The organism is Bacillus sp. XT-4 (assembly GCF_050864245.1).
GTDB classification, from domain to species: Bacteria; Bacillota; Bacilli; order Bacillales; family Bacillaceae; genus Bacillus; species Bacillus altitudinis.
This window is the reverse complement of the sequence record NZ_JBPAFI010000001.1, coordinates 654,504-681,199: the sequence shown is the minus strand read 5'-3', so window position 1 is coordinate 681,199 and position 26,696 is coordinate 654,504. Positions and strand designations below refer to the sequence as shown.

Below are 26,696 nucleotides of genomic sequence, written 5' to 3'. Positions count from 1 at the left end.
CTTGTCCCTGGCGCCATTCAAGAATTAGAAGCAATTGGCTGTGAAGTGAAACTACTCGGCAGCTATCAAACATATGAATTAACGAATGAAAAATAGTGTCCTCTTGGGGACACTATTTTTTTAGTCTTTAATGAGAAATCCAGCGTCATCAAGCGCTTGAATGGCTTGGTCAAGCTGCTTTTGGCTGTATGAAGTAAGGGTATGTAAGTGTACGCCGTCTGTCAGCTCTGATAAGTAGGAGGCGCCCGTATTAGAAATATGATGAACGAAGTCAGCCACTTGTTTGCGCGTACTCACTCGAATAGAGGCCGTCAGCTCCCCGTAGACAGGGTGCTCAATGATCACGTCTTTCACCGTTACACCGTAGTCTACAATCAGTGTCAGCTCCTCTTCTGTACGATGAGGATCGTGCTTGCAAGCGATAATCTGTTCAATTTCAGTTTCCGGTGTATGCTGCGCCATATACACATAGCCTTGGCTTGTGGCAATAATGGGTTCGTTTTTTGCTTTGAGTAATGAAATATCTTGTACAATGACTTGTCGTGAGACAGCGGCTTTTTTAGCTAAAAAACTTCCGGTGAGTGGTGTATCAGTCTCTTGTAGCCACTTTAAAATGGCGTTTCTTCTATCTTCGCCAATGAGTTTTCTCTCTTGTTCCACGTTTTATGCTCCTTTCTTCTCCTTTTGCAAGCTCTCAAATGTATGCAAAAGCTGATCGATGTCATCCTTTGATGATCCTCGTCCAAATGATAGTCGAATGAATTGAAGGGCATCACGATCTGATACATGTAATGCCTTCACAGCAGGGGAAGGGTGGTGATAACCAGAAGCGCACGCACTTCCTGTGGATATACAAATCCCATGCCGGTTACAAGCTAACATTACATATTGTCCTTCAAACCCTTCAAAAAAACAACCAATAATATGAGGCAGCGTGCGGCGCTGGTCACTTTCTTGCAGCATGCGGACAGGCAGCTGCCTTTTTTTTAGCTGCTGAAGAAAATAATCACGAAGCTGAATATCTAGCTGTTGCTGTTGATCTATTTTCAGCATGATTTGCTCGCTTGCGGCTACAAAAGCACCGATGCATGGCACGTTCACTGTCCCTGGGCGTAGACCATTTTCCTGAACAGTATCTTGATATATAGGCTTCCAAGGGACATGTGCCCCCATATAGACAGCACCGGCGCCCTTAGGTGCATACACTTTATGACTCGAAATGGAGAGGGCATCAACCCCTAGTTCTTTAATCGACACATGCATTTTTCCGAATGTTTGCACTGCATCTGTATGAAAAAGAATGTCTCTTTCTTTTAAGAGCGTTGCTAATTCAGCTAATGGCTGAATAATCCCAGTTTCTGAGTTGGCATGCTGGATGGATACTAGTCCGGTTTCAGGCAATAGAGCCTGTTTGAGAATCTCCTTTGTGATAATTCCTTCTTGATTCGGTTCTATGACCGTCACCTTCACACCGAGACGCTGCAAGGCATTGACCGCATGATGAACAGAAGGGTGCTCTACTGATGTGGTAATGACATGCTGTTTATGTGGAGGTAGCCCATTTATGATCGATTGAATCGCAAGGATATTGGATTCAGTTCCGCCACTTGTAAAGTAAATACTATCAGGTTCGCCCCCTAGAATCGCTGCAAGTGATTGTCTGCTGTAAGCCAAGATTTCATTTGCTCTTCCTCCTGCATCATGCAGGCTGCTCGCATTTCCGTAACATTCTTTGCTCAACTGCTGAAATACATGCAGTGATTCCTCAGAAACAGGTGTAGAAGCTGCATAATCTAAATAAATCAAATCCATCCATCTCCTGTGTGAAAATTTTTTCTTGTATTTATTGTAGTGTTGTGTAATGATATGTGTCAAGACAGGTGTAAATGACAGGAGGGGCGATTGTGTCATCTATCAAAAAAGTCATTGTGGTGGGGTCGGGCATTGCGGCTCTTTCCTTTGTGAATACGATCTCAGAGAACTGCCAAGTCATCATGATGACAAAAAAACAATTTTCCTCTAGTAATTCCATGCTCGCACAAGGGGGAATCGCTGCAGCCTTTTCCGCACATGATTCTGTCGATCAGCATGTGCAAGACACTTTAGCTGCGGGGTGTGGTCACAATGATGACAAAACTGTACAGGAGATCGTCCGTCATGGAAAAGATCTTGTAAAGAAGCTCGTAGAAGAGGGCTGCCCATTTGATCGAGATGAAACGGGAATTCCGCAGTTAGGTAAAGAGGGAGCCCATACGACCCATCGTATTCTGCATGCAGGAGGAGATCAAACGGGAAAAACCCTCGTGCAGTTTTTGAAAGGGAAGCTCGGCTCACACATTCATGTATACGAAAATCATCATGTCATGGATCTATTGGTTCATGAAGGGGTATGTACCGGTGTTGTGTGGAAAGACGAAAAAGGTCATGTACATACAATGACCGCGGATGCAGTTGTATTATCCACTGGCGGCTGTGGATCCTTATATGAAACAAACACAAATGATCCGTCTGTGACAGGAGATGGTCTGATGATGGCCTATCGCGCAGGGGCACAGCTAGTAGATCTCGAATTTGTGCAATTCCATCCGACCCTTTTGACCACTTCAGGTAAAGCGATCGGTCTCGTATCAGAGGCAGTCAGGGGAGAGGGCGCCTATTTAGAAGATGAATCAGGCAGGCGGATCATGAAAGGAATCCACCCGCAGAGCGATTTAGCGCCTAGAGATGTGGTGGCAAGGACCATTTTCCATGAGCAGCAACTCGGTCATTCCATTTATCTTAACATCCGTGATATTCCGCATTTTTCTGCACGTTTTCCTGCGATTGCTTCGATGTGTCAGCGTGCGGGAGTTGATATGGCAAGCGGAAGGCTGCCAGTTTCACCCGGTATGCACTTTTTAATGGGTGGAATTAAGGTGAATGAACATGGAGAAACAACTGTTCCATCACTTTTCGCCATTGGTGAAGCAGCTTGTACAGGTTTACACGGCGCCAATCGACTGGCAAGTAATTCGCTCTTAGAAGGTCTCGTTTTAGGAAACAAGGCGGCACGGTATGTTGAGCGGTTGCAAGCCCAGCAAGATAAAAACCCTGCTCTTTCCATTCAAGAAGTATGGTCTGTCCCAACGGTGTCACAGGCTCAGCTCAGAAAATGGATGACAGCATATGCCGCAATTGTGAGAGATGAGAAAGGCTTACAGACTTTGCTCGATCATTTAGAACAAGTCTCTTTTCAGCAAATTAATGTGAAAAATATCACAAATGAACAGATCGAAATAACTAATCAATGGGCTTTAGCCATATGCCTTATCAAATCCGCATTACTCAGAACAGAAAGTAGGGGCGGTCATTATCGCATCGATTATCCAAATCGGCACGATGCTTCGTGGCGAGCAAAACAGATTGTACATGAACAGGGCCATATTTATACCGTAAAAAATGAAAGGATTGGTGCCAAATGGAACGTTTACAGTTAAAGCAAATGCTCACTCATTTTTTAAAAGAAGATATTGGGTTTGGAGATGTATCCGCTGATGCCATCTTTGGAGACAAGAAAGGAACAGCTTACATCATGGCGAAACAATCAGGCGTATTGGCCGGGACACAAGTCATTGATATGGGATACAAACTGCTGAATGAACAAGTTCAAACTGAGCTGTTTTTCCAGGAAGGTGATTGGATTCATGAAGGGGCTGTACTGGCACAAATAACAGGCCCCGTCAACGACTTGCTGAAAGGGGAGCGGGTGGTGTTGAATATCCTACAAAGAATGACAGGGATTGCTACACTAACGCATGAAGCAGTAGAGCGATTAGCTGATCCATCTATTACGATTTGTGATACGAGAAAGACGACACCCGGTTTGCGCATGCTGGAGAAGTACGCAGTAAAAGTCGGAGGCGGAAAGAATCATCGTTTCGGCTTATCCGATGGTGTGATGATTAAAGATAATCATATTGCGGCTTGTGGTTCTATCAGGGAAGCTGTGGAGAAAGCAAGAGCATACGCCGGTCATATGGTGAAAATTGAAGTGGAAATTGAATCAGAAGCACAGCTGATGGAAGCCATTGATGCCAAAGCAGATGTCATCATGTTTGACAACTGCTCTCCAGACGAAGTGAAGCGCTTTAAACAAATGACCCCTGAAACCATATTGACAGAGGCATCAGGCGGCATCACGTTAGAGAATGTGGCTAACTACCGGGGGACAGGTGTAGACCTTATTTCACTTGGATTCCTTACACATTCTGCTCCATCATTCGATTTTAGTATGAATATGGAATTCAGCCATAAAGGGGGAACGACTCATGTCCATGGTTGATGTGTTAGCAGCACAACATACAGCCATGATGCCAGATGAATATAAACAGCGCTCTTATGATGAAATGAAAGAGAGAGTATTAGAGATTAAAAGCGCTTTTGGATCAAAGCTTTTTATACCGGGTCATCATTATCAAAAAGATGAAGTCATCCAATTTGCTGATGTGACAGGTGATTCATTGCAGCTTGCACAAATTGCTGCTGACAATCACGAAGCAGAATACATTGTATTTTGCGGGGTTCATTTTATGGCAGAAACGGCCGATATGCTATCAAAAAAGAATCAGCACGTCTTTTTGCCAGATATGAGAGCAGGTTGTTCAATGGCAGATATGGCGAATATGAAACAAACAGACAGGGCGTGGGATCAGCTCACTGAGCTGTTTGGAGATACGATCCTTCCGCTGACTTATGTAAACTCAACGGCTGATATTAAAGCATTTGTCGGCAAACATGGCGGATCGACTGTCACATCTTCAAACGCTAAAAAAGTATTGGAGTGGGCGCTGACCCAAAAAGAGCGAATTCTTTTTCTTCCTGATCAGCATTTAGGGCGTAACACAGCCTATGATTTAGGGATTCCGCTAGAGGAAATGGCTGTCTGGGATCAAATAGAAGAAAAGCTCATCACCGACCAACCGCTTCATCGAATCAAAATGATTTTATGGAAAGGTCATTGCTCTGTTCATGAGAAATTTACCATTGAGAATATTGAACAAACGAGAAAACGTGACCGTGACATACAGATTCTTGTTCATCCAGAGTGTACGCATGAAGTCGTAAAGGCTTCTGATCTAGCTGGTTCAACGAAATTTATTATTGATACGATCAAGCAGGCACCAGCAGGAAGTAAGTGGGCCATTGGAACAGAAATGAATTTAGTGAAACGCATCATTGACCAGCACCCTGACAAACAAATTGAATCCCTCAATCCAGATATGTGTCCATGTTTGACAATGAACCGTATTGACCTGCCTCATCTACTATGGTCACTTGAAAGCATTGAAAAAGGGGAGCCAGTCGGTTTGATTCAAGTGGATGAAGAGACGACAAAAGAGGCATTGCTCGCTTTAAATAAGATGCTGACCATTAAATAATGAAGTGTCCCCTCCTATCAGAAAACAAGTTTTTATCATATCGGCTTGTAAATAGGCATAAATTTATGTTGAAACATATTGTACTTCTGACATAACCGCTACGTTCACGTTTTGCATAGGAGGGGAAAACGTTGAAAATTCATATTGTGCAAAAAGGAGACTCCCTTTGGAAAATTTCAAAGAAGTACGGAGTCGACTTTCAAGAATTGAAAAAATTAAATTCACAGCTCAGTAATCCAGATTTGATCATGCCAGGAATGAAAATCAAAATTCCATCTAGTGGTGTTCCTGTGAAAACCGATCATCACAAAGCAAAAGAAATGCCAAAAGCAAAAGAACACCCGTATGTAAAAGAAAAGCCAAAGGATGTCGTGCAAGTTCAAGATACGAAGCCGAAGGAAAAACCGAATGAACCGGTACCTTATGTGCCACCAGTACCAAAGATTGAACAGCCAGTTTTTCCACAAGTTGATGTAAACTATTATCAGACGAATCTCTACCAGCCATTCACGCCTCCTCCCAAAAAAGAACATCATGAGAAAAAAGATCACGTTCATGAAAAGAAAGATCATGTTCATGAGAAAAAGGATCATAAAGATCACAAGGACCATTTTCATCATGAAAATAAGGATCATTTCAAAGATGAAGTGGCAAAGGGATATGATCCATTCATTCATATCCCACATCAAAAAGAGGAGGGAAAAGAAATGGAGTATAGTAATTACCCAAACCTTCCTAATTTCCCGCAAATGCCGAATGTTGGAGGGGCAGCAGTAGGGGGCATGGCTGAAAATAAAGAGCATCACCACCATCATCAAGAATCATATGATCCTTATTATGGTTATGGTCATTACATGCCAGCAATGTATCCATATCCGCAGCAAATGGTACCCGCTTCTCCTATTTTACCGGGATCAGGCCTTTGTTATCCGGTACAGCCGTATTATCACCATCACATGATGCCGTACCCTTATCCGGCGGCTCAGCCGTATTACCCTGCGTATCAAGCACCAGCTTATTACGGTGAAAATCACGAGCATCATGCAAACGATGGGCATCACTGGCACCACCATATGCATCCAAATGCAGGAGCGAATGCGAATGCCAATCAAGGCTTTTATCCAAACGCTCCAAATGAAGCATATGGCAAGGAAGACTGCGGATGCGATGATGGTATGAAGCATCATCAACCATGGCCTGGACATTATCCAAACCCTGTTCCATATGGTCAAATGGGTGCTTATCCAGCACAGCCTTATATGCAGCAGCCTTATCAAAACCCATCTGTTTTTGCAAGACCAGAAGAAGACGAAGAAGATTAATGACACAAGGGACGATCTCAATCGTTCCTTTTTTTGTTTATAACTGACAGCTTGTTTTTGTCCTCAACTGTACATGCTAAAACAGAGCCTGTTTTGCGCTCATGAGATTCAATTTGTACAGGGGGTTTTTCGTTTGAGACAAAAATGGCAAAAAACAATCGCCTTAGTGCTTCTACCTATTGGATTAACGGCATGTGGTACAAATAACAATGCGGGTGTAGATACACGTCATAATCAATCTGGCCAGCCAGTTGGATACCACTCCAATCAACAGGCAACAGACAACAATCAAGATCATCAAGGACCGGTTTCTGAGCTTATGGAGGGAATGAACGGAAGAAATACAACGAATGTTGATGATCGTTCACGCCCTACACAGGATCAAGTGAGAATGCCACTGACTGGTGGAGATGGACGCTACAGTCATGGAGATATGAACTATCATAACCAAATGTCGTTCTCTGGCTACGATAAACAAGAGAACATCCAGCGTTCAAGAAAAATCGCCAACCGAGTGAACAAAATGAACCATGTGACAGACTCACAAGTCATGGTGACGGATGAAAATGTGTATATTGCTCTTAAAACAGATGGGCGCTTGACATCAGAGGGTGTATCACAAGTAGAAGAAGCAGCGACTCGTTATGCAGATGGAAGAGCTGTCCAAGTCATTAAAGACGAAGGCGTATTTACACGCTTCAGAGATATGAGAAAAACGCAATTTGAAACAGGTCAGACAGGCATGACCCGCTAGGCGGGAATAAAAAAGGCTAAAGTTCATGACGAACTTTAGCCTTTCTTTAAAAATAAACTTTGATCCCGATATAAAATTCATAAAAGAAATAACAGCCAAACCCAAGTAATAAAATACCGGCAATAATGGATGTCCACTTGATCATTGTTCGATTCATCACTTTTCTTGTTAGGGAAACAATCGTGAGAAGACCGATGTCATGAAGAAGAATCCCTGCCAAAATACCCGCAGCAGCCAATATAAATTCAGATGAATTTGTATTCGTATAAGCATCTGCCAGTACAGCACCAAACACAGATACCCAGAACACAAGGTTTCCAGGGGATACTGCGACGAGCAGCCCATTTCGGTATGTTTTAGCGAATGATTTATTCACTTTTTCTCCTGCTAAATGGATGTCTTGATCCGCATTTTTAATCGAATCGTAGGCAAGAATCATTAAAAAGATGGCACCGATCAGCCAGAGAGGAATTTGGATAAAGGGCAAAGATAAAAATTGAGCAAATCCAGCATATAAAGCCAAGATGAGCAATATATCGATGGTCATACCACCAGCGCCTACAGTTAATCCATGAAAGAATCCGTTTTTTAATCCCTGCTTTGTCATTTCAACCGTGATCGCTCCAACAGGTAGAGCAATTGAGAATCCAACGACGATAAATGTAAGAAATGTTTGCAATCGACTAGAACTTCCTTTGAATCATGTTTGTATAAAAATTCTCCGTTTAGATTAATTATACATATTAGGAGAAAAGGATCAATGATTATTTCTGATTTAATCGAAATGAGAGAGATAGATCGTGTATAGAAAGATGTATATCGTGAAGAGCGTGTATTCATTGTAGGGCAAAGGAACTATTTTCCTGAAACTTCTTTTTTTCATTTCTCAGCTATGCTACACTGTTGTGGAAATCAATATAAGTGACTAGGGGTGCCCGGAAATGCGGGCTGAGAGAGAAGACAAGCTTCTTAACCCTTTGGACCTGATCTGGCTCGTACCAGCGTGGGGAAGTTGAAGATGATACATGTGCCATATGAATGGCATACATGTTTTTTTCTGACGACGAAACCAGGTTCTTTACATAGAATCTGGTTTTTTGCTGGTGCTGATTCCATCCTGTCCGGTGACACGAAAAGAAGGAGAGAACAGCAAATGAATGAAAAGACAAATGTTCCATCAACGCAATCTTTATTATCAAACTTTGAAGGCAGTCGAAAGGTATATGAACAAGGCTCAAGACCTGACATTTTGGTGCCAAAAAGAGAAATCGTGCTCACAAATACAGTGACACAAGCAGGTGATATCCAAAATGAACCGATTCGTGTGTACGATACAAGTGGACCGTATACAGATGAGGAGGCTCATATTGATGTCACAAAGGGATTAAAGCGCCTGAGATCAAAATGGATTAAAGAAAGAGAAGATACTGAAAGCTATGAAGGGCGTCAAGTAAAGCCAGAAGATAATGGATATCGCTTGAACGGGAAAGAATCCTTTCAAGCTGCCCAGACAGAATTTCATCATGTGCCGCTCCGCGGGAAACAAGGTGCTTGTGTGACGCAAATGCATTATGCAAAAAAGGGGATCATTACGCCTGAAATGGAGTTTATCGCTTTGAGAGAACAGCTAAGTCCTGAGTTTGTTAGAGAGGAAGTGGCTAGTGGGAGAGCGGTCATTCCAGCGAATATCAACCATCCTGAAAGTGAGCCGATGATCATCGGGAAGAATTTTCACGTGAAAATTAATGCGAATATTGGCAATTCAGCTGTGACGTCGTCCATTGAAGAAGAGGTGGAGAAGATGACATGGGCAATTAGATGGGGGGCAGATACGATGATGGACCTGTCTACAGGAAAGGACATTCATACAACGAGAGAATGGATTATCCGCAATTGCCCAGTCCCAGTAGGAACGGTTCCAATTTATCAAGCACTTGAAAAAGTGAATGGAATCGCAGAAAATTTGACGTGGGAAGTATACCGAGACACATTAATTGAACAGGCAGAGCAAGGGGTTGACTACTTCACCATTCATGCGGGCGTCCTGTTAAGGTATATTCCCCTCACAGTCGACCGGGTCACAGGAATTGTTTCAAGAGGCGGAGCCATTATGGCAAGATGGTGTCTCGCTCATCATCAAGAGAACTTTCTGTATACCCATTTTGAAGAAATTTGTGAAATCATGAAAACATATGACATTGCCTTTTCGCTTGGGGACGGGCTCAGACCTGGATCCATTGCGGACGCAAATGACGAAGCACAGTTTGCAGAGCTGGAAACGTTAGGGGAATTGACAGAGATCGCTTGGAATCATGATGTACAGGTCATGATTGAAGGACCTGGTCATGTTCCAATGGATAAAATCAAAGAGAATGTCGATAAGCAGATGGAGATATGCAAAGAGGCACCTTTTTATACGTTAGGCCCTCTAACAACAGATATTGCACCGGGATATGATCATATTACATCCGCGATCGGTGCGGCGATGATCGGCTGGTACGGAACAGCCATGCTGTGCTATGTGACACCAAAAGAGCATTTAGGTCTGCCGAACAAAGAAGATGTAAGAGAAGGTGTCATCGCCTATAAAATCGCCGCACATGCAGCTGATGTAGCAAAAGGACATCCTGCTGCTCAAAAGCGTGATGATGCCTTATCAAAAGCGAGATTTGAATTCAGATGGCGGGATCAATTTCATCTGTCACTTGACCCAGAACGAGCGCTGGCATTCCATGATGAAACATTGCCTGCTGAAGGTGCTAAAACCGCTCATTTCTGTTCCATGTGTGGACCAAAGTTTTGCAGTATGAAAATATCCCATGACATCCGCAACCAATCAGAAGAAGTGAAAAGAGAGATGGAGAAGAAGGCAAAAGAGTTTATCAATCAAGGCAGCCAAATCTATCAATCCTAAAAAAAACCTCGCACTCCTCTAGTGCGGGGTTTTATAAAACGGCTGAAATGGCTTTTCTCACGAGGTGGAAAAATGCTTTTACTGCAATCGCCATCGTTTCAACACTTGGGATGAGGGCATCTGTTAAATGAAATAGAACTGTTTGTCTCTCTGGAGATGTTCGTTTTTTCTTTTGTTTCATAAAGACAGCCTCCTTTTCATTCAATATACTTCTTTTGAAGCGTATCTAGATAGATATGTTGTGCGAATTTAAACAAAATTTAAACTTCTTGTGTTTAGAAGGAAAGAAGCAGGGGAAACGGATTGAATAGAGAATGAATGAAAAGAGCTGACCGATTCGGTTAGTGAACAAGACAGAGTGGAAGGTGATCTTATGATGAAAGTATTTAAGGTAACATTTCATATGAACAATGGGGAAGTGCTCGATTTCGAGCTGAAACGTCCAGCTACCTATGATGTGTATAAAAAAATTGAGGAAGCCAATCATTGGTTTAAGCTGAATAATGAAATCATTAACCTATTAAATGTGAATAGTATCCATGTAGAAACAGAATAAAACAGAAAGCCGCTCAAAGAGAGCGGCTTTCAGCGTGTAGACAAACCCTCGCATTCGGTGTCAGTCCTGCGTGCCGGTGCTCACGAATGTCAAATTCGCTCCGCGCCGGTACTCGTCATTCCTAGGGCTGCAAAGGTTTTCTATCACGCTGAAAAAGAAGACAAAGGGCTAAAATAAAGTTCATTTTAGCCCTTTGTCAACAATCTGAAAGCCGCTCTTTTCGAGCGGCTTTCATTATGCAGTAAAATCATTTCGATTGTTCAGCTGACCTCGAGACAGCCAGTTTTTCTTATACAAATAGGCAATCACTTCAAGCCACAGACGCGGCGCTTTTTTAGGGAAAAAAGGTTTTTGATAATAGGTGTATGCAGCTTTTAAATCATCCCATTGATGACATGTTTTCGTTTGCGTGAAGCGGGCGACGTCAATGACCCTGACGCGGCCATCCTTTGTTAAAATTAAATTTCGCAGATGAATATCAGAAGGATTTAAACCTTTCGCGCGTGCTTCTTCTAGCGCATCATCTACTTGTTCAATCATTTGTTTTTTGATCGGAATTCCTTTTGTCAGGCATTCATAGAAAGTATAACCTTTAATATATTCCATTAAAATATACTGATCCCCAGACTCGTAAATCTCAGGATAATAGGAGGAGCCGGAAAGTTTTTCATAAATTGCAGCCTCTTTGCGGGCGATGTTTCGATAAGAAGGAAAAAAGACTTTTAACGCCATTTTTTTGCCGTCTTTTTTGTATGAAAATACATAGGCACTTCTTCCTTTGCCGCACAGCTCAAGCTCAGCCGGTTTAAAGACGAGCTTATTAAAACGCTTTTCTTCTTGATACTGAATCGATTCGGCTAATCTTTTGACATCTGACATTGACTTCACCTTCTTTGGTTTCAGTTTATGCGGCTGAAAAACGAATGATGAAAAAACCATGTAATTCGGTAGAGCAATGGATTGTATAAAACATAACATTTACGCACGAAGGATACAACGAAAGACGCTCAATATGTGTCAAGACATCGATTTGGTTAATGTGGAGCAAAATGGGTCAAACTACATATGTCATGCATCGATCTTATGTTCTAAAGAGGTGTAAATAGTGAAAGTGAAAATAAAGTATTTCGTTACAGGACTTATCATGACAAGTGTACTCTTTTTCGCTGTTGATATGGAAGCAGCAGAACACTTGCAAAAAGAGTCAAAAACCATCAACGTTCAGCTTGAAAAGGTCTATCTAGACGGCGATGTGAGTATTGAAAGACAGCGGGCATCATTAGAAGACAAAGACACATTTTGGGCCCAGTATAAGGGCTGGACATTGGTAGAACAGCGAGAGGATTTTGCCCTTTTTAGAAAGCAAATTGACGATATATCGCCTTTAAGTAAAGCAAATGGATATATCGGATTATCAGAAGACGGCGTGATTTCTACGTTTCATGGAAGGCCTGACGGGTGGGCGGAGCCTATTCATCTCTTTTTTCAAATTGATACGTCCCGCTTGGAAAGTCATGTAGAGCAGCAGCTTGCACAAGGCATTCCGTTTCGAACAAAAGATGAATTTGAGCATGTGCTTGAAGTCATGAAACCTTACCGAAATGAACAATCGTTTTAATCGTATGACAGCTTGCTGGTGTGAAGACCGCAAGCTCTTTTTCATGGGTTGACGATGAAAAAAGGCTGAGCGAACGTATGTTAACTTTTATTACGGTTTTCTCTTCGATTTATGTTACAATGGAGAACAGTCAAAGAGGTGAAAACGGTGATAGAGTTTGTAAAAGGGACCATTGATTATGTGTGCCCGCAATATGTTGTCATTGAAAACGGCGGAGTGGGATATCAAGTCTATACCCCAAATCCGTTTATCTATCGAGTAACAAAACAAGAAACGATTTATACGTATCATTACATAAAGGAAGACGCTTTTTCGTTATATGGATTCCAAACACGAGAAGAAAAAGCGTTGTTCACAAAACTGTTAAATGTCACAGGGATTGGACCGAAGGGTGCGCTTGCGATTCTTGCTTCCGGTGACCCTGGCGCTGTCATTTCAGCGATCGAACGAGAGGATGAAGCTTTTCTCATTAAATTCCCGGGTGTTGGCAAAAAAACAGCACGACAGATCATTCTAGATCTGAAAGGGAAGCTCGCAGATGTGGTGCCTGAAATGATAGGAAACTTATTTAACCACGAGGATCATATCCAGATTGAAACGCAGCAAAGCGCTTTAGATGAAGCGGTTGAAGCCTTAAGTGTCCTTGGGTATGGTGATCGTGAAATCAAAAAGGTTCTTCCTTTATTAAAAGAAGAGAAGAATCTTACAACCGATCAATATGTGAAAAAAGCTTTACAAAAAATGTTGAAATAGGGTGATGTCTCATGGATGAACGGCTCGTCTCAACTGAAGCAGACAACCATGAATCAGCCATTGAGCAAAGTCTGCGTCCACAGACGCTTAGTCAATATATTGGCCAGCAGAAAGTAAAGGATAATCTCAGCGTATTTATTGAAGCTGCCCGAATGAGGCAGGAAACGCTGGATCACGTTCTTTTATATGGGCCGCCGGGACTTGGGAAAACAACGCTTGCGTCGATCATTGCCAATGAAATGAATGTTCAGCTGCGTACAACGTCTGGACCAGCGATTGAACGCCCTGGCGATTTGGCGGCGATCTTAACATCTCTTGAACCTGGCGATGTTCTGTTTATTGATGAAATTCATCGCTTGCAGCGTTCAATAGAGGAAGTGCTATATCCAGCGATGGAGGACTTTTGTCTAGATATCGTGATTGGAAAAGGAGATACAGCACGCTCTGTGCGGCTTGATTTACCGCCATTTACGCTTGTAGGTGCTACAACCCGTGTTGGGCTTTTAACAGCGCCGCTTCGTGATAGGTTTGGGGTTCATGCAAGATTGGAATACTATGAGCAAAGAGATTTGGCTCACATTGTAGCAAGAACAGCCGAGCTGTTTGAGATTGGGATCGACATTCGTTCAGCTGAAGAGATTGCAAGAAGATCTAGAGGCACACCGAGGGTCGCCAATCGTCTGCTCAGAAGAGTAAGAGATTTTGCGCAGGTGCTTGGAAATCATGCGATCACACAAGACATTGCAGAAGATGCTCTTGAGCGTCTGCAAGTTGACAGACTCGGACTTGATCATATCGATCATAAACTGCTTTTAAGTATGATTGAAAAATTTAGAGGCGGTCCTGTTGGACTTGATACGATCTCAGCGACAATTGGAGAAGAATCACATACGATTGAAGATGTGTACGAACCGTATTTACTGCAAATTGGTTTTCTGCAAAGAACACCAAGAGGGCGGGTCGTCACAAGAGAAGCGTATGAACATTTTCATATGGAGGTTCCGATTCGTGACTGAATTCCCTAAAATGTTGATGATTTTAGGTGGTGTCCTTTTTGCCGCAGGTTTAGTGTTTCAATTGGTTGGGAAACTTCCAGGCGATATTTTCGTGAAAAAAGGGAACGTAACGTTCTTTTTTCCTGTGATTACATGCATTGTCATTAGCATCGTCCTAACCATTTTACTCAATGTCTTCGGACGGATGAAATAACGTTAACTAGTTAACTACAGAATAGGTGAAGGAAATGAAGTTAGAACTATTTGATTTTGATTTACCAGAAAGATTGATTGCACAAGTGCCGCTTGAAAAACGAGATGCATCAAGACTGATGGTCTTAAATAAACAAACAGGTGGCATCACACATGATACATTCTCGCAAATCACAGATTACTTTCAAAAGGGTGATTGTCTCGTTTTAAACAATACTCGTGTATTGCCTGCACGTCTGTTTGGAACGAAAGAGGATACGGGTGCTAAAGTGGAGCTGCTTCTTTTGAAACAAGAAGAAGGAGACAAATGGGAAACGCTCGTGAAACCAGCAAAACGTGTGAAAAACGGAACAGTCATTACATTTGGTGATGGACGATTAAAAGCGGTATGTACAGAAGAACTGGAACATGGCGGAAGAAAAGTTGAGTTTCAGTATACAGGCATTTTTTATGAAGTACTTGATTCCTTAGGTGAAATGCCGCTGCCTCCGTACATTAAAGAGCAGCTTGACGATCGTGAGCGTTATCAAACCGTTTATTCCAAAGAGGTTGGTTCGGCTGCTGCGCCTACTGCCGGTCTTCACTTTACAAATGAACTGCTGGATGCACTGAAAGCAAAAGGAGTGCATATTGCGTTTATTACGCTCCATGTAGGACTTGGCACATTTCGACCGGTCAGTGCTGAACGCATTGAAGAACATGAAATGCACGCAGAGTTTTACGAAATGAATGAAGAAACGGCAGAAGAACTTAATCGCGTGCGCAAAGAAGGCGGACGGATTATTTCAGTCGGAACAACTTCGACAAGAACGCTTGAAACCATTGCAAGTGCTTATGATGGTGAATTCAAAGCGTCAAGCGGCTGGACGTCGATTTTTATTTACCCAGGCTATACATTTAAGGCAATTGATGGCATGATCACGAATTTCCACTTGCCAAAATCGTCTTTAATCATGCTTGTCAGTGCATTAGCTGGACGAGAGTACGTCCTAAAAGCGTACAATGAGGCTGTAAAAGAGGAATACCGATTCTTCAGTTTTGGCGATGCCATGCTGATTCAATAACATTATACAACAAAGACAGGAGGGCTCATTTTTGTCGCAATTACCGATACGTTATGAGTTCATTAAATCATGCAAACAAACAGGTGCACGTCTTGGACGCGTTCATACACCGCACGGCTCCTTTGAAACACCTGTATTTATGCCAGTTGGTACACTGGCTACAGTGAAAACAATGGCGCCTGAAGAGTTAAAAGCAATGGAAGCAGGCATCATTTTAAGCAATACGTATCATCTATGGCTGCGCCCGGGGCATGACATTGTCAAAGAAGCAGGCGGTCTGCACAAATTTATGAACTGGGATCGAGCGATTCTAACAGATTCAGGCGGTTTCCAAGTGTTTTCTTTAAGTGAATTTAGAAAAATTGAAGAAGAAGGCGTTCACTTTCGTAATCACTTAAATGGAGATAAGTTGTTCCTTTCTCCTGAAAAAGCGATGGAGATTCAAAATGCTCTCGGCTCAGATATTATGATGGCATTTGACGAATGCCCTCCGTACCCAGCAGAGTACGATTATATGAAACGGTCTGTAGAACGGACAAGCAGATGGGCAGAGCGCTGCTTAACAGCGCACCAGCGTCCAGAGGATCAAGGGCTGTTTGGCATTGTGCAGGGCGGAGAATACGAAGAGCTTCGTAAACAAAGTGCAAAAGATCTTGTTTCACTTGATTTCCCAGGCTACGCCATTGGAGGTTTATCTGTTGGTGAACCTAAAGATGTGATGAACCGTGTGCTGGAGTTCACAACGCCATTTTTACCGGATGACAAGCCAAGATACTTAATGGGTGTTGGCTCACCAGATTCATTAATTGACGGTGCGATCCGCGGTGTCGATATGTTTGACTGTGTACTGCCAACGCGAATTGCCAGAAATGGTACGCTCATGACAAGTGAAGGACGCCTTGTTGTGAAAAATGCTAAATATGAGCGTGATTTCAGACCAATCGATGAAAACTGTGACTGCTACACATGTAAAAATTACACACGCGCTTATATTAGACATTTGATCCGTACAAATGAGACGTTCGGAATTCGATTAACAACTTATCATAATCTTCATTTTCTGTTAAAATTAATGGAGCAAGTGAGAGAAGCTATCCGTGAGGATCGTTTAGGTGATTTTAGAGAAGAGTTTTTTGAGCGTTATGGCTTTAACAAACCGAATGCGAAAAACTTTTAACGCATAAACGAAAAGCTTTACAATGCTTTAGAAAGGGGTGAGATAGAATGGATGGTGGTATGGGTTCAATCATTATGATTGTTGTCATGTTTGCTGTGCTTTACTTCTTGTTAATCCGTCCACAGCAAAAGCAACAAAAAGCTGTGCGTCAGATGCAGCAATCTTTATCAAAAGGCGATAAAATCGTCACAATCGGTGGTTTACACGGTGAAATCGACTACATTGATGAATCAAAAGTGGTCATCAAAACAAGCGAAAACAACCGTTTAACTTTCGACCGACGTGCTATTAGAGAATTAGCTGACAAAGGTTAATCCTCCAATACATAGCGATAAAAAAAGAGCGATATCATTCGCTCTTTTTTTATTTGCCCCGAAGATTAACGCCAATCATTCCCCCTAGCATACAAATTCCTAAAAAGGCTGCATGATAGATGAATTGTTCTGGTGAAAAGGTTTCTCCAAACCCTAAATATTGAAATAAAAAAACTGTGAGTGAAAAGATAAAAGAGGTCATGGCGCCAATGAGCCAGCCCCGTTCCTTTGCTTTCCCTCCAGAAATCATTCCTCCTAGAAAAAGTGCCGCAAAGGACAAGATCATGATCATCCATTTAAACGATGATTCCTGCATACTTGTGAAGGTAAGTATCAGTGATACAAGTAAGCTTGTGACAATCATCACGACAAAAATAGCAATTAAGCCAGATAAAATGCCTTTTCCTATTTGTTTCGTTTCCTGCATGTGATTCGTCTCCTCTCCAATTGACCGAAGCTTGTCTTTTACTAAAATGTATTCACGGAGAAGAAAAAATAGACATGTTTCTCGTGATAAAAACCGAGGCTTTCTTTTCTACATAAATAAAGTGTTTTGACACAAGCTATGGTGGAGAAGGAGGGGTTACATCATATGCAGGACATCTTAATTATCTCCATGAGAACGATCATTTTATATTTTCTCATTTGGTTTATCTTTCGTTTAATGGGCAAAAGGGAGATTGGGGAACTGAGTATTTTAGATCTTGTTATTTTTATGATGATCGCTGAAATTGCGGTGCTCGCCATAGAAGAAGTTGAGGATCACATGTTACATACAGTATGGCCGATCCTGCTGTTAACCTTCATTCAAATCACCCTTGCCTATTTGTCACTAAAATTCCAAGGTGTTCGTCGTTTTCTCGACGGTAAGCCGGCCCTGCTCATCATCAACGGAAAAATAGATGAGGGTGCGATGAGAAAACAGCGATACAATTTTGATGATTTGCTGATTCAATTAAGAGAAAATAACATCGATAGTATCCAGGATGTCTCATATGCCATCTTGGAGCCTTCAGGAAAGCTCGCCGTTGTTGAAAAAGAAAACAAGCGCAAACATGCAGCGCTTGAGCTCCCGCTTATTGCAGACGGTGTGGTTCAGCATGATCATCTCAAGCAGATCAACCATGATGAACAGTGGCTGATAAAGGAGCTTGCCAAAAGAGGCTATCATGATATCGAGCAAATCTCTTACTGCAGCTTTAATCAGAAGAATTTTTATATTGATTTGAAAGATGAAATTATAAAGAAAAGATGAGCTACAGCAGCTTCCCAATAAACGGGATGCGGCGCAGCTCTTCTCGTTTCACTAGCCCAAGACAGATTAATAGAAAGACATACAGCACGCACGTCAAAAAGATCATCATGACAAGCTCTAAAGGTGCGGAAAAGAGTCCGCTCGCTTGATGTTTGATCCATAAGCTGACCGCCCCAGTGCCGATGATCACAAGGACGCAAAGTCCATATTCTTTTAATGGTAAATGAATAGGCAGCACTTTACCGACAGTTGCCGCATGGAGCAACGTGACAAGAACGATGCCGATGAGGATCGCAAGCGCTGCGCCCATAATGCCAAAGCTTGGCTGTGAAGCAAGAACAAAGATCATGCCTGTTTTCACAACAGCTCCTATCAAACTGTTGGTCATCGCTGCCCCCGCTAAATTTAATGCTTGAAGGACAGCCTGCAGCGGCCCTTGAAAGTAATAGAGCAAAAAGAAGGGGGCCATGAATTTTACATAGACAGCGGCATGAGATGAACCATACATGAAGAGGGTTAAATTTTCTGCATACACAAAAAGGATAATACATGAAATGCCCCCGCTTAATAAACAAAGGCGCATCGCCTGCTTGAGCCGGTATTCAACTGTTTTGCGTTTGTTCTGTTCCATCCCCTCACTAATCGCTGGAACTAGTGCGGTGGAGAGAGAATACGTGATAAAACTAGGAAGTGTCAAAAGGGTGAGCGCAAGTCCCGTCAATTCTCCGTACTGCCTTGTTGCTTCCACAGCTGCATAACCGGCAATCGCAAGGCTTTGCGCGACGACAATCGGTTCTAAAAACCACGAGATATTGCCGATGAAACGGCTGCCTGTCGTTGGCAGGGCAATACTCATGAGCTGCTTAAACGTATCCTTCCCATCATGAATTGCCTTGAAAAAACGTTTTCGGATACGGATAGTCTTTTTATAACGAAAGGCAATCAGTAAGTAAGCAAGTGAAATCATTTCCCCGATGACAGATGAAATCATGGCGCCTGCTGCTGCGTATTCAATTCCATAAGGCAGGAACGCTGTTGTACATACTGCCACGAGTGAAATTCTTGCGACCTGTTCTAGTACTTGCGACATCGCAAGCGGGCTCATTTGCTGTCTTCCTTGGAAATAGCCCCTTAGCACACTAGAGATCGCAATAACGGGTACGACTGGTGTAATGGCAAGCAGAGGATAGACCGTTCTAGGATCTGTCAGCATATTTTCCGCCATAATAGGGGCAAACCATAAAAAGAGCGGCGTGAAAATCAGGCTGAGTGTTCCTGTTATCGCAAGGGACATCACTAGAATGCGTTTTGTTTTCTGTTTGTCACCACGGGCTTCTGCTTCTGCGACTAGCTTACTAATCGCAACAGGAAGTCCGAATTGTGTCAGCGTCACGGCGAGAAAAAAGGTAGGCGCTGCCATCATATAAAGCCCTACGCCTTCTTCACCAATGAACCTTGCAATCACAATTCGATTGACAAAACCCAATATTCTTGTAATAAAACCTGCTAAAATTAAAATAATCGTCCCTTTTAAAAACGTTTGCTTCGTCAAATCACAGATCACCTGCCTTCTCAAACGACATAGAATCATATACAATAAGATATGCGTGTATATCGTCCAAGCATGACAAGTCTCTCGATAAAAAACTGAAAAGGGGGAGCCTCACATTGACACAACATCCGGCTGCTATATACAAAGACCATCTAAAGCCTTTTCTGTTCAGTAAGCTTGAAGAATTCATCGTTTTGGGCTATAAAGATGTAGATTTAGAGGAATTATGGTCATACTTAGAGAATAAGAAGTGGAAGAAAAAACAAGAGTATCCGATTCATGAAATGGTTGCAGATATTTTATCTGTGAAAATTGGCGAATTTATGAACTATGCAACCGTTCAGTCGTTTAAAACGTCTGCTTTTTTGGACAGTGAAGATGGCAAGAATATGCTGGACGAACTGTTGAAATAAGCCATCTAAATGGATTCAGGTGTTTAAGGAGGAAATACATAATGAAAAAAGGGCGCATACTTGCGTTTTTCTTAGTGGTTCTGTTAATCGGAACTGGTGTGGGCTTATTAACGAAGCCCGTTGCGAAAGATATGACGCTAGGGCTGGACTTACAGGGTGGATTTGAAGTTCTGTATGATGTACACCCAGTGAAAAAAGAAGACAAGATCACAAATGGTGTTCTCGTCAGTACAGTAGAGGCTTTAAACCGAAGAGCCAACGTGCTTGGGGTCAGTGAGCCGAACATTTCGATTGAAGGAAACAACCGTATCCGCGTACAGCTTGCGGGTGTAAAAGATCAAAACAGAGCACGGGAGATTCTATCGACTGAAGCACAGCTTTCCTTCAGAGATACGAATGACAAAGAGCTTCTAAACGGATCTGATCTTGTTGAAAATGGTGCAAAACAAACATTCAATCAAACGAATGAGCCGATCGTGACGGTCAAACTAAAGGATGCGAAAAAGTTTGGTGACGTGACAAAAAAAGTAGCGGCGATGGCACCAAACAATCAGCTTGTCATTTGGCTTGATTATCATAAGGGAGATTCCTTCAAAAAAGAAGTCTCTAAATCAAATCATAAGTATGTATCTGCGCCGAATGTAAACCAAGAAATTAACAGCAGTGACGTACAAATCGAAGGAAACTTTACGGTTCAAGAGGCAAAAGACCTTGCGAGCATTTTAAATGCTGGCGCATTGCCAGTAAAATTAACCGAAAAATATTCAACATCTGTGAGTGCACAGTTTGGTGAGCAAGCACTAAACGAAACAGTCTTCGCAGGAATTGTAGGAATCGCATTTATCTTCTTATTCATGCTGTTTTATTACCGATTACCAGGTCTTGTTGCTGTCATTACACTGTCAGCTTATATCTATATCACACTGCAAGTCTTTGACTGGATGGGTGCGGTCATGACACTGCCTGGAATCGCTGCATTGATTCTTGGGGTAGGGATGGCTGTAGATGCCAACATTATTACGTATGAGCGGATTAAAGAAGAGCTCAAGCTCGGTAAATCTGTCCGTTCTGCTTTCAGATCGGGTAACCGCAGATCATTTGCCACGATCTTTGATGCAAACTTAACAAGTATTATTGCCGGAGGGGTTCTGTTCTTCTTTGGAACAAGCTCTGTCAAAGGATTTGCAACCATGCTTATCCTATCGATTTTGACAAGCTTTATCACGGCTGTCTTCCTATCAAGATTCCTTCTTGGCTTACTTGTAGAAAGCCGTTATCTCGATCGCAGAAAAGGCTGGTTTGGTGTTCGTCAGAAAGACATCATTGATATTCATGAAACAACTGAAAATACTGAACCGAAAACACCATTTGATAAATGGGATTTCGTTAGCAAACGTAAAGGCTTTATGATTTTCTCAGCAGCCATTACCATTGCTGGAATCATTGTGCTGTCAATCTTCAAGCTCAATGCAGGTATTGACTTTGCAAGTGGTACTAGAGTTGATATTCAAAGTGACCATAAATTGTCAACAGAACAGGTGGAGCAAGATTTTAAAAAGCTAGACCTTGAGACAGACAGTGTTGTGTTATCGGGTCAAAAAGAAAATCAAGCAGCAGCTCGATTTGTCGGTGTTCCGAATAAAGAAAAAATTGCTGAAGTGAAAGATTACTTCAAAGATAAATACGGAACGGAGCCTAACGTAAGTACAGTGTCTCCGACGGTCGGAAAAGAGCTTGCGCGTAACGCATTATACGCTGTCATCATTGCTTCGATCGGGATTATCTTATATGTATCCGTCCGATTTGAGTATAAAATGGCGATTGCAGCGATAATCTCTCTGCTTTACGATGCATTCTTTATCGTTGCCTTCTTTAGTATTACGCGCTTAGAGGTGGATGTCACCTTCATTGCAGCGATACTCACGGTCATTGGGTACTCAATCAATGACACGATTGTCACCTTCGACAGGGTGCGTGAGCAAATGAAGAAACGCAAACCGAAAACGATCGAAGATTTATCGTACATTGTGAATTTAAGTTTACAGCAAACCTTTACGCGTTCTGTGAACACCGTGCTTACCGTACTTGTAGTGGTGATTGCACTTCTCATTTTCGGTTCAGCATCTATTACAAACTTCTCCATCGCCTTACTTGTCGGCCTATTAACAGGGGTGTATTCTTCCCTTTACATTGCGGCACAAATTTGGCTGATATGGAAAGGTCGTGAGCTGAAAAAGCCGGCTAAAATCGACACAGAACAAGATATTTAAACAAGAAAGACTGCCAGCTTGGCAGTCTTTTTTTCATGCATCATACTTGTCATCGTCACAACAATAAGATGATATGTAAAAACATTTCGGGTTTCATTGATCTTGAAATGGTCTTTTGCTATAATGACATACGTTTAGATCAGTATAGAAAGCAAGTGTCCGTTTGGGGCATTTGGCTTTTATTCATTGGAGGGGCTGTTATGAAGGTTCGGGAAACTGAACTGCCAGGTATCGGTCACAAAGCCGAAATGATCACAAGAAATAATGAGAAACTTGCCATTATCACACATGATGACGGCAGAAGAGAGATGTATCATTTTCAAGAAGATGATCACGAAGAATGTATTTCTGGTATCTTGCTTAGCGATGAAGAAGCAAGACAAATCTCGGCTATTTTAGGTGGCATGGTCTATAAACCAAAAGCGCTTGAGACAGTGGAGGTGGCCATTGATGAACTCATCATTGAATGGTTTAAGATTGAAAAGAACGCACCGGCTGTTAACCAGACGATCGGAGACCTGAGTGTTCGCCAAAACTATCAAGTAACAGTCATCGCCATTGTGAGAAAATCACATGAGAAAATTTTAAATCCAGGACCAGATACGGTGATTGAAGAAGGAGACACCCTTGTCATCTCTGGAGAAAGAAAAGAATTAAAGAGCCTCATTAAAGAAAAACTCAGCAGCTAAGCGCCCATGCTGATAGAAAACCTTCCGCCATGTTCTTTCGGTGTTTAAAAAGGACAAGAAAGAGGGAAGAATAAAAGAAAAAGCTTGGGGGATTTGTAGATGAATAAACAACAATGGACCATCATACTCGCATTTATTTTCGTATTAATTGTCTCAGTATTTGCTGTTATTAACGTGCGGCCTGTACAGGTAGACTACTTATTTGGAACGGCTGAATGGCCGCTGATCCTTGTCATTATCGGTTCTGTTCTTATGGGCGGACTCATTGTGGCTTTTGCGGGGATTTTCCAAATTGTGAAACTAAAACGTGAATTAAAAACATTAAAAGCTGAACATGCAGCCGCTAAAGCAAGCCCTGCTTCTTCTCATAAAAAGGCGGACAAAGACGTTCAAAAGAAAACGAATGTCACACCTTTAAAAGAACAGCCAGCGTCTTTTGACCGGAAGGAAAAATAATCTTCCAGTACAATTTCATAAAATAAAAATTGAAACCCCTCAGTCCACTCTAGTATAATAGTGTGGTTGAGGGGTGAATTTATGTTATTATCCAAAATGCGTTGGGAATATGAACATCCTAGCGAAGAAAAAGTGAAATCACTCTCTGAAAATCTGAATATTTCAGCGCTGACTGCATCACTTCTTGTACAAAGAGGGCTCGAAGAAGTAGAAGAAGCGAGGTCTTTTTTATTTGATCAAAAAGCCGAATTTCATGATCCATTCTTATTAAAAGGAATGAAAGAAGCAGTAGAGCGCATCAACAAAGCGATCGAAGAGCAGGAATCGATTGTGATCTTCGGAGATTATGATGCAGATGGTGTGACAAGTACGTCTGTACTTTTACATACACTTAAAGAACGATCTGCGAAGGTAGACTTTTATATTCCAGATCGATTTAAAGAAGGATATGGGCCAAACGAACAGGCTTTCCGATATATCAAAGAGCAAGGAGCATCGCTTGTTATCACCGTGGATACAGGGATCGCTGCTGTAAATGAAGCACGTATTGCAAAAGAAATAGGATTAGACCTGATCATCACAGATCACCATGAACCAAGCGAGGAACTGCCTGAGGCACTTGCAATTGTACATCCTAAGCAGCCTGGGTGTGAGTATCCGTTTAAAGAGCTGGCGGGTGTCGGTGTTGCGTTTAAAGTGGCACATGCACTCCTTGGTAAACTCCCAGTAGAATTATTAGATCTTGCTGCAATCGGCACAATTGCCGATCTTGTCCCGCTGCATGATGAAAATAGATGGCTTGCAAAAAAAGGCCTGATGCAGCTTCGTCAATCTAGACGGCTTGGGTTAAAAGCGTTATTAAAAGAAGCAGGCGCCACTCTTGAAGAAGCAAATGAGGAAACGGTCGGCTTTCAAATTGCGCCAAGGCTGAATGCTGTTGGACGAATTGAGCAGGCAGATCCGGCTGTTCATCTTCTCATGACTGAGGATATGGATGAAGCAGAAGAACTCGCTCGTTTTGTACAAGAATTGAACAAAGAACGGCAGAAAATTGTGAGTACGATCACGGAAGAAGCCATTCAAATGGTTGAAGAGACAGGCGCTGACCAGTCTGCTATCGTCGTAGCAAAAGCTGGCTGGAATCCAGGCGTTGTCGGCATTGTTGCCTCAAAATTGACGGATACATTTTCTCGTCCGGCGATTGTGCTTGGAATAGACGAAGAAACGCAGATGGCGAAAGGGTCAGCACGAAGTATTCCTGGCTTTGATTTATTTTTCCATTTGAGTAAGTGCCGTGACATCCTGCCGCATTTCGGTGGACACCCGATGGCAGCAGGAATGACACTTCAAGCGGATGATGTTCCTTTACTTAGGGAAAGATTGAATCAATATGCAAATGAAACGTTGACTGAAGAAGATTTTATTCCAATTCAACGGGTCGATGCAGTATGTAAAGTGGACGAAATGACGGTGCAAGCCATTGAAGAAGTGGGACTGCTGTCCCCGTTTGGCATGCAGAATCCTAAGCCGTTCATTATGATTGAAGACGCCCAGCTTGAAGACATCCGAACGATCGGGGCCAATCAAAATCACATTAAAATGTCACTAAAAGACGAAGACAAGCTGCTCGACTGTGTCGGTTTTCACCAAGGCAAGCTAAAAGAAGAACTTGTCCCAGGGAGTCAAATCTCTGTCGTTGGCGAGGTCTCGATTAATGAATGGAATAACCGAAAGAAACCTCAGCTCATGCTAAAAGACGCTAGAGTCGATGAATGGCAGCTGTTTGATTTACGCGGGAAAAAAGATTGGGAAAAGAAAGTATCAACACTTGATCCAGCAAAAACGATGGTCTTCTGTTTTGACGAAGAAACAAAAAGGCAATCGGAGCTGGTGGATATTCCGATTCACCATATTGATGCAGAAAATGTATCCACGTTTGATGTGCAGGAAAAGTATGTGATCTTTGCCGATGTTCCTGCAGATGAACACTTGCTCAAGCTGCTTTTAGAAAATCAACAACCAGCAAGAATTTATACGGTGTTTCAGCGGAAAGAAGATCACTTTATGTCCTCATTCCCGAGCCGTGATCAATTCAAATGGTTCTATGGGTTCTTGTTCAAACGGGGAAGTTTTCCTATTAAAGAACAAGGCATGGAGCTTGCCAAACATAGAGGTTGGACAAAAGATACAATCATTTTTATGACAAAGGTGTTTTTTGAACTCGGTTTTGTTAAAATAGAGAATGGTGTGCTGTCAATAGTGCGTGATGCCCCTAAAAAAGATTTAACCGCATCATCGTCTTATACAGCAAAACAACGATTGATGGAACTCGATCAAACACTAACATATTCCTCAGCCAAAGAGCTGAAGGAATGGCTGAATAGCATGATGAGCGAAGTCTCACCTGTGCTTTGACGTACGAGGAGGAAAAGGAAAAGATGGATTTAAAACAATATGTGACAGTTGTACCTGACTACCCAAAGGAAGGTGTACAATTTAAAGATATTACAACGTTAATGGATAAAGGCGAAGTGTACCGTTATGCAACGGATCAAATCGTTGAATACGCGAAGGAAAGAGACATTGATCTCATTGTTGGACCTGAAGCGCGTGGATTCATTATTGGCTGCCCTGTAGCATACGCACTTGGTGTAGGTTTTGCCCCAGTTCGTAAAGAAGGAAAGCTTCCTCGTGAAGTCATCAAAGTCGATTACGGTTTGGAATACGGTAAAGATGTATTAACGATTCATAAAGATGCAATTCGTCCTGGTCAGCGTGTACTGATCACAGATGATTTGCTTGCGACAGGTGGAACGATTGAAGCATCCATCAAGCTGGTTGAGGAATTAGGCGGCGTTGTGGCAGGGATTGCATTTTTAATTGAGCTGACGTATCTTGATGGCAGAAAGAAGCTTGACGGTTACGACATCTTGACGTTAATGCAATACTAATGGAGTTTTACGC

28 protein-coding genes, 1 pseudogene and 1 riboswitch are annotated in these 26,696 nt (G+C 42.3%); of the genes and pseudogenes, 22 read left to right on the top strand and 7 right to left on the bottom strand.

The features are described from left to right. A pseudogene (locus ACRRMM_RS03630) lies at positions 1-96 on the top strand (prephenate dehydratase); the annotation flags it as partial. Positions 97-120: 24 nt separating this feature from the next. On the opposite strand, the gene ACRRMM_RS03625 reads toward ACRRMM_RS03630, so the two are convergent. Both ACRRMM_RS03625 and ACRRMM_RS03620 read right to left on the bottom strand, forming a co-directional pair. After that, positions 121-660 carry a transcription repressor NadR gene (locus tag ACRRMM_RS03625; protein WP_048001815.1) on the bottom strand — a complete coding sequence of 180 codons (540 nt, stop codon included), beginning with the start codon at positions 658-660 and terminating at the stop codon, positions 121-123. Positions 661-663: 3 nt separating this feature from the next. After that, positions 664-1,812 carry an IscS subfamily cysteine desulfurase gene (locus tag ACRRMM_RS03620; protein ID WP_048001814.1) on the bottom strand — a complete coding sequence of 383 codons (1,149 nt, stop codon included), beginning with the start codon at positions 1,810-1,812 and terminating at the stop codon, positions 664-666. Between the two features lie 92 nt (positions 1,813-1,904). Here ACRRMM_RS03620 and nadB point away from each other — a divergent pair, with 92 nt between their 5' ends. The 5 genes from nadB (at position 1,905) to ACRRMM_RS03595 (ending at position 7,493) form a co-directional block, all read left to right on the top strand. Beyond that, a complete protein-coding gene (nadB, locus tag ACRRMM_RS03615) occupies positions 1,905-3,476 on the top strand; it encodes an L-aspartate oxidase (RefSeq protein ID WP_080987806.1) in 1,572 nt (523 codons plus the stop codon). Continuing rightward, a complete protein-coding gene (gene nadC / locus ACRRMM_RS03610) occupies positions 3,458-4,321 on the top strand; it encodes a carboxylating nicotinate-nucleotide diphosphorylase (protein ID WP_432450786.1) in 864 nt (287 codons plus the stop codon). The genes nadB and nadC overlap by 19 nt, the downstream gene beginning before the upstream one ends. Beyond that, complete coding sequence (nadA, locus tag ACRRMM_RS03605; protein WP_432450785.1) at positions 4,308-5,417, top strand: quinolinate synthase NadA; 1,110 nt, start codon at positions 4,308-4,310, stop codon at positions 5,415-5,417. Before nadC ends, nadA begins: the two co-directional genes overlap by 14 nt. A 131-nt stretch (positions 5,418-5,548) precedes the next feature. Further along, entirely contained in the window at positions 5,549-6,739 is a 1,191-nt protein-coding gene (gene safA / locus ACRRMM_RS03600) for a SafA/ExsA family spore coat assembly protein (protein WP_116307227.1), read from the top strand. Positions 6,740-6,872: 133 nt separating this feature from the next. Next, on the top strand, positions 6,873-7,493 hold the full coding sequence (locus ACRRMM_RS03595; RefSeq protein ID WP_072367488.1) for a YhcN/YlaJ family sporulation lipoprotein: 621 nt from the start codon (positions 6,873-6,875) through the stop codon (positions 7,491-7,493). A gap of 46 nt (positions 7,494-7,539) precedes the next feature. Here the strand turns inward: ACRRMM_RS03595 and ACRRMM_RS03590 are convergent, their stop codons facing one another. Next, positions 7,540-8,172: a LysE family transporter gene (locus ACRRMM_RS03590; RefSeq protein WP_008342767.1), complete on the bottom strand. Its 633-nt coding sequence runs from the start codon at positions 8,170-8,172 to the stop codon at positions 7,540-7,542. 238 nt (positions 8,173-8,410) lie between these two features. Then, positions 8,411-8,520: riboswitch (TPP riboswitch) on the top strand. 126 nt (positions 8,521-8,646) lie between these two features. Between ACRRMM_RS03590 and thiC the strand changes: the two genes are divergently transcribed. Then, complete coding sequence (gene thiC / locus ACRRMM_RS03585) at positions 8,647-10,407, top strand: phosphomethylpyrimidine synthase ThiC (RefSeq protein WP_206114001.1); 1,761 nt, start codon at positions 8,647-8,649, stop codon at positions 10,405-10,407. 31 nt (positions 10,408-10,438) lie between these two features. Here the strand turns inward: thiC and ACRRMM_RS03580 are convergent, their stop codons facing one another. Further along, the gene (locus ACRRMM_RS03580; RefSeq protein ID WP_164071366.1) at positions 10,439-10,588 is read right to left on the bottom strand and encodes a hypothetical protein; all 150 of its coding nucleotides are present in this window, start codon (positions 10,586-10,588) and stop codon (positions 10,439-10,441) included. A gap of 192 nt (positions 10,589-10,780) precedes the next feature. On the opposite strand from ACRRMM_RS03580, the gene ACRRMM_RS03575 reads away from it, so the two are divergent. Next, positions 10,781-10,963: a hypothetical protein gene (locus tag ACRRMM_RS03575; RefSeq protein ID WP_008342761.1), complete on the top strand. Its 183-nt coding sequence runs from the start codon at positions 10,781-10,783 to the stop codon at positions 10,961-10,963. A 234-nt stretch (positions 10,964-11,197) separates the two neighbouring features. On the opposite strand, the gene ACRRMM_RS03570 is transcribed toward ACRRMM_RS03575, so the two are convergent. Next, the gene (locus ACRRMM_RS03570; protein ID WP_041506800.1) at positions 11,198-11,842 is read right to left on the bottom strand and encodes a serine/threonine protein kinase; all 645 of its coding nucleotides are present in this window, start codon (positions 11,840-11,842) and stop codon (positions 11,198-11,200) included. Between the two features lie 226 nt (positions 11,843-12,068). On the opposite strand from ACRRMM_RS03570, the gene ACRRMM_RS03565 reads away from it, so the two are divergent. The 7 genes from ACRRMM_RS03565 (at position 12,069) to yajC (ending at position 17,097) form a co-directional block, all read left to right on the top strand. Beyond that, a complete protein-coding gene (locus ACRRMM_RS03565) occupies positions 12,069-12,581 on the top strand; it encodes an intercompartmental signaling factor BofC (RefSeq protein WP_008342756.1) in 513 nt (170 codons plus the stop codon). 147 nt (positions 12,582-12,728) lie between these two features. Beyond that, complete coding sequence (ruvA, locus tag ACRRMM_RS03560; RefSeq protein ID WP_017358123.1) at positions 12,729-13,334, top strand: Holliday junction branch migration protein RuvA; 606 nt, start codon at positions 12,729-12,731, stop codon at positions 13,332-13,334. Positions 13,335-13,345: 11 nt separating this feature from the next. Further along, positions 13,346-14,350 carry a Holliday junction branch migration DNA helicase RuvB gene (gene ruvB / locus ACRRMM_RS03555; RefSeq protein ID WP_007501501.1) on the top strand — a complete coding sequence of 335 codons (1,005 nt, stop codon included), beginning with the start codon at positions 13,346-13,348 and terminating at the stop codon, positions 14,348-14,350. Beyond that, the gene (locus ACRRMM_RS03550) at positions 14,343-14,543 is read left to right on the top strand and encodes a DUF2905 domain-containing protein (protein WP_008342752.1); all 201 of its coding nucleotides are present in this window, start codon (positions 14,343-14,345) and stop codon (positions 14,541-14,543) included. Before ruvB ends, ACRRMM_RS03550 begins: the two co-directional genes overlap by 8 nt. Positions 14,544-14,577: 34 nt before the next feature. Then, positions 14,578-15,606: a tRNA preQ1(34) S-adenosylmethionine ribosyltransferase-isomerase QueA gene (gene queA, locus ACRRMM_RS03545; protein WP_428828469.1), complete on the top strand. Its 1,029-nt coding sequence runs from the start codon at positions 14,578-14,580 to the stop codon at positions 15,604-15,606. Between the two features lie 31 nt (positions 15,607-15,637). Next, positions 15,638-16,783: a tRNA guanosine(34) transglycosylase Tgt gene (tgt, locus tag ACRRMM_RS03540; RefSeq protein WP_008342748.1), complete on the top strand. Its 1,146-nt coding sequence runs from the start codon at positions 15,638-15,640 to the stop codon at positions 16,781-16,783. A gap of 47 nt (positions 16,784-16,830) precedes the next feature. Continuing rightward, complete coding sequence (gene yajC, locus ACRRMM_RS03535) at positions 16,831-17,097, top strand: preprotein translocase subunit YajC (protein ID WP_003216659.1); 267 nt, start codon at positions 16,831-16,833, stop codon at positions 17,095-17,097. A 49-nt stretch (positions 17,098-17,146) separates the two neighbouring features. Here yajC and ACRRMM_RS03530 read toward each other — a convergent pair whose 3' ends face one another. After that, positions 17,147-17,524 (bottom strand): TIGR04086 family membrane protein, encoded by a 378-nt coding sequence (locus ACRRMM_RS03530; RefSeq protein ID WP_428828468.1) that lies wholly within the window; start codon positions 17,522-17,524, stop codon positions 17,147-17,149. Positions 17,525-17,689: 165 nt separating this feature from the next. On the opposite strand from ACRRMM_RS03530, the gene ACRRMM_RS03525 reads away from it, so the two are divergent. Then, a complete protein-coding gene (locus ACRRMM_RS03525; protein ID WP_024718383.1) occupies positions 17,690-18,352 on the top strand; it encodes a DUF421 domain-containing protein in 663 nt (220 codons plus the stop codon). A 1-nt stretch (position 18,353) separates the two neighbouring features. On the opposite strand, the gene spoVB is transcribed toward ACRRMM_RS03525, so the two are convergent. Next, on the bottom strand, positions 18,354-19,904 hold the full coding sequence (gene spoVB, locus ACRRMM_RS03520) for a stage V sporulation protein B (protein WP_428828467.1): 1,551 nt from the start codon (positions 19,902-19,904) through the stop codon (positions 18,354-18,356). Positions 19,905-20,020: 116 nt separating this feature from the next. Between spoVB and ACRRMM_RS03515 the strand changes: the two genes are divergently transcribed. From ACRRMM_RS03515 to ACRRMM_RS03490, 6 genes are all read left to right on the top strand, one after another. Then, on the top strand, positions 20,021-20,317 hold the full coding sequence (locus tag ACRRMM_RS03515; RefSeq protein WP_003216788.1) for a post-transcriptional regulator: 297 nt from the start codon (positions 20,021-20,023) through the stop codon (positions 20,315-20,317). 41 nt (positions 20,318-20,358) lie between these two features. After that, positions 20,359-22,587 (top strand): protein translocase subunit SecDF, encoded by a 2,229-nt coding sequence (gene secDF, locus ACRRMM_RS03510; protein WP_048001809.1) that lies wholly within the window; start codon positions 20,359-20,361, stop codon positions 22,585-22,587. 200 nt (positions 22,588-22,787) lie between these two features. Beyond that, positions 22,788-23,276: a cation:proton antiporter regulatory subunit gene (locus tag ACRRMM_RS03505; protein WP_008342734.1), complete on the top strand. Its 489-nt coding sequence runs from the start codon at positions 22,788-22,790 to the stop codon at positions 23,274-23,276. Positions 23,277-23,375: 99 nt separating this feature from the next. Beyond that, positions 23,376-23,732 (top strand): LapA family protein, encoded by a 357-nt coding sequence (locus tag ACRRMM_RS03500; protein ID WP_017367707.1) that lies wholly within the window; start codon positions 23,376-23,378, stop codon positions 23,730-23,732. Positions 23,733-23,813: 81 nt separating this feature from the next. Then, complete coding sequence (recJ, locus tag ACRRMM_RS03495) at positions 23,814-26,147, top strand: single-stranded-DNA-specific exonuclease RecJ (RefSeq protein ID WP_407974443.1); 2,334 nt, start codon at positions 23,814-23,816, stop codon at positions 26,145-26,147. 23 nt (positions 26,148-26,170) lie between these two features. Beyond that, positions 26,171-26,683, top strand: coding sequence for an adenine phosphoribosyltransferase (locus ACRRMM_RS03490; protein ID WP_008342729.1), 513 nt, complete (start codon positions 26,171-26,173; stop codon positions 26,681-26,683). Positions 26,684-26,696: the final 13 nt, after the last annotated feature.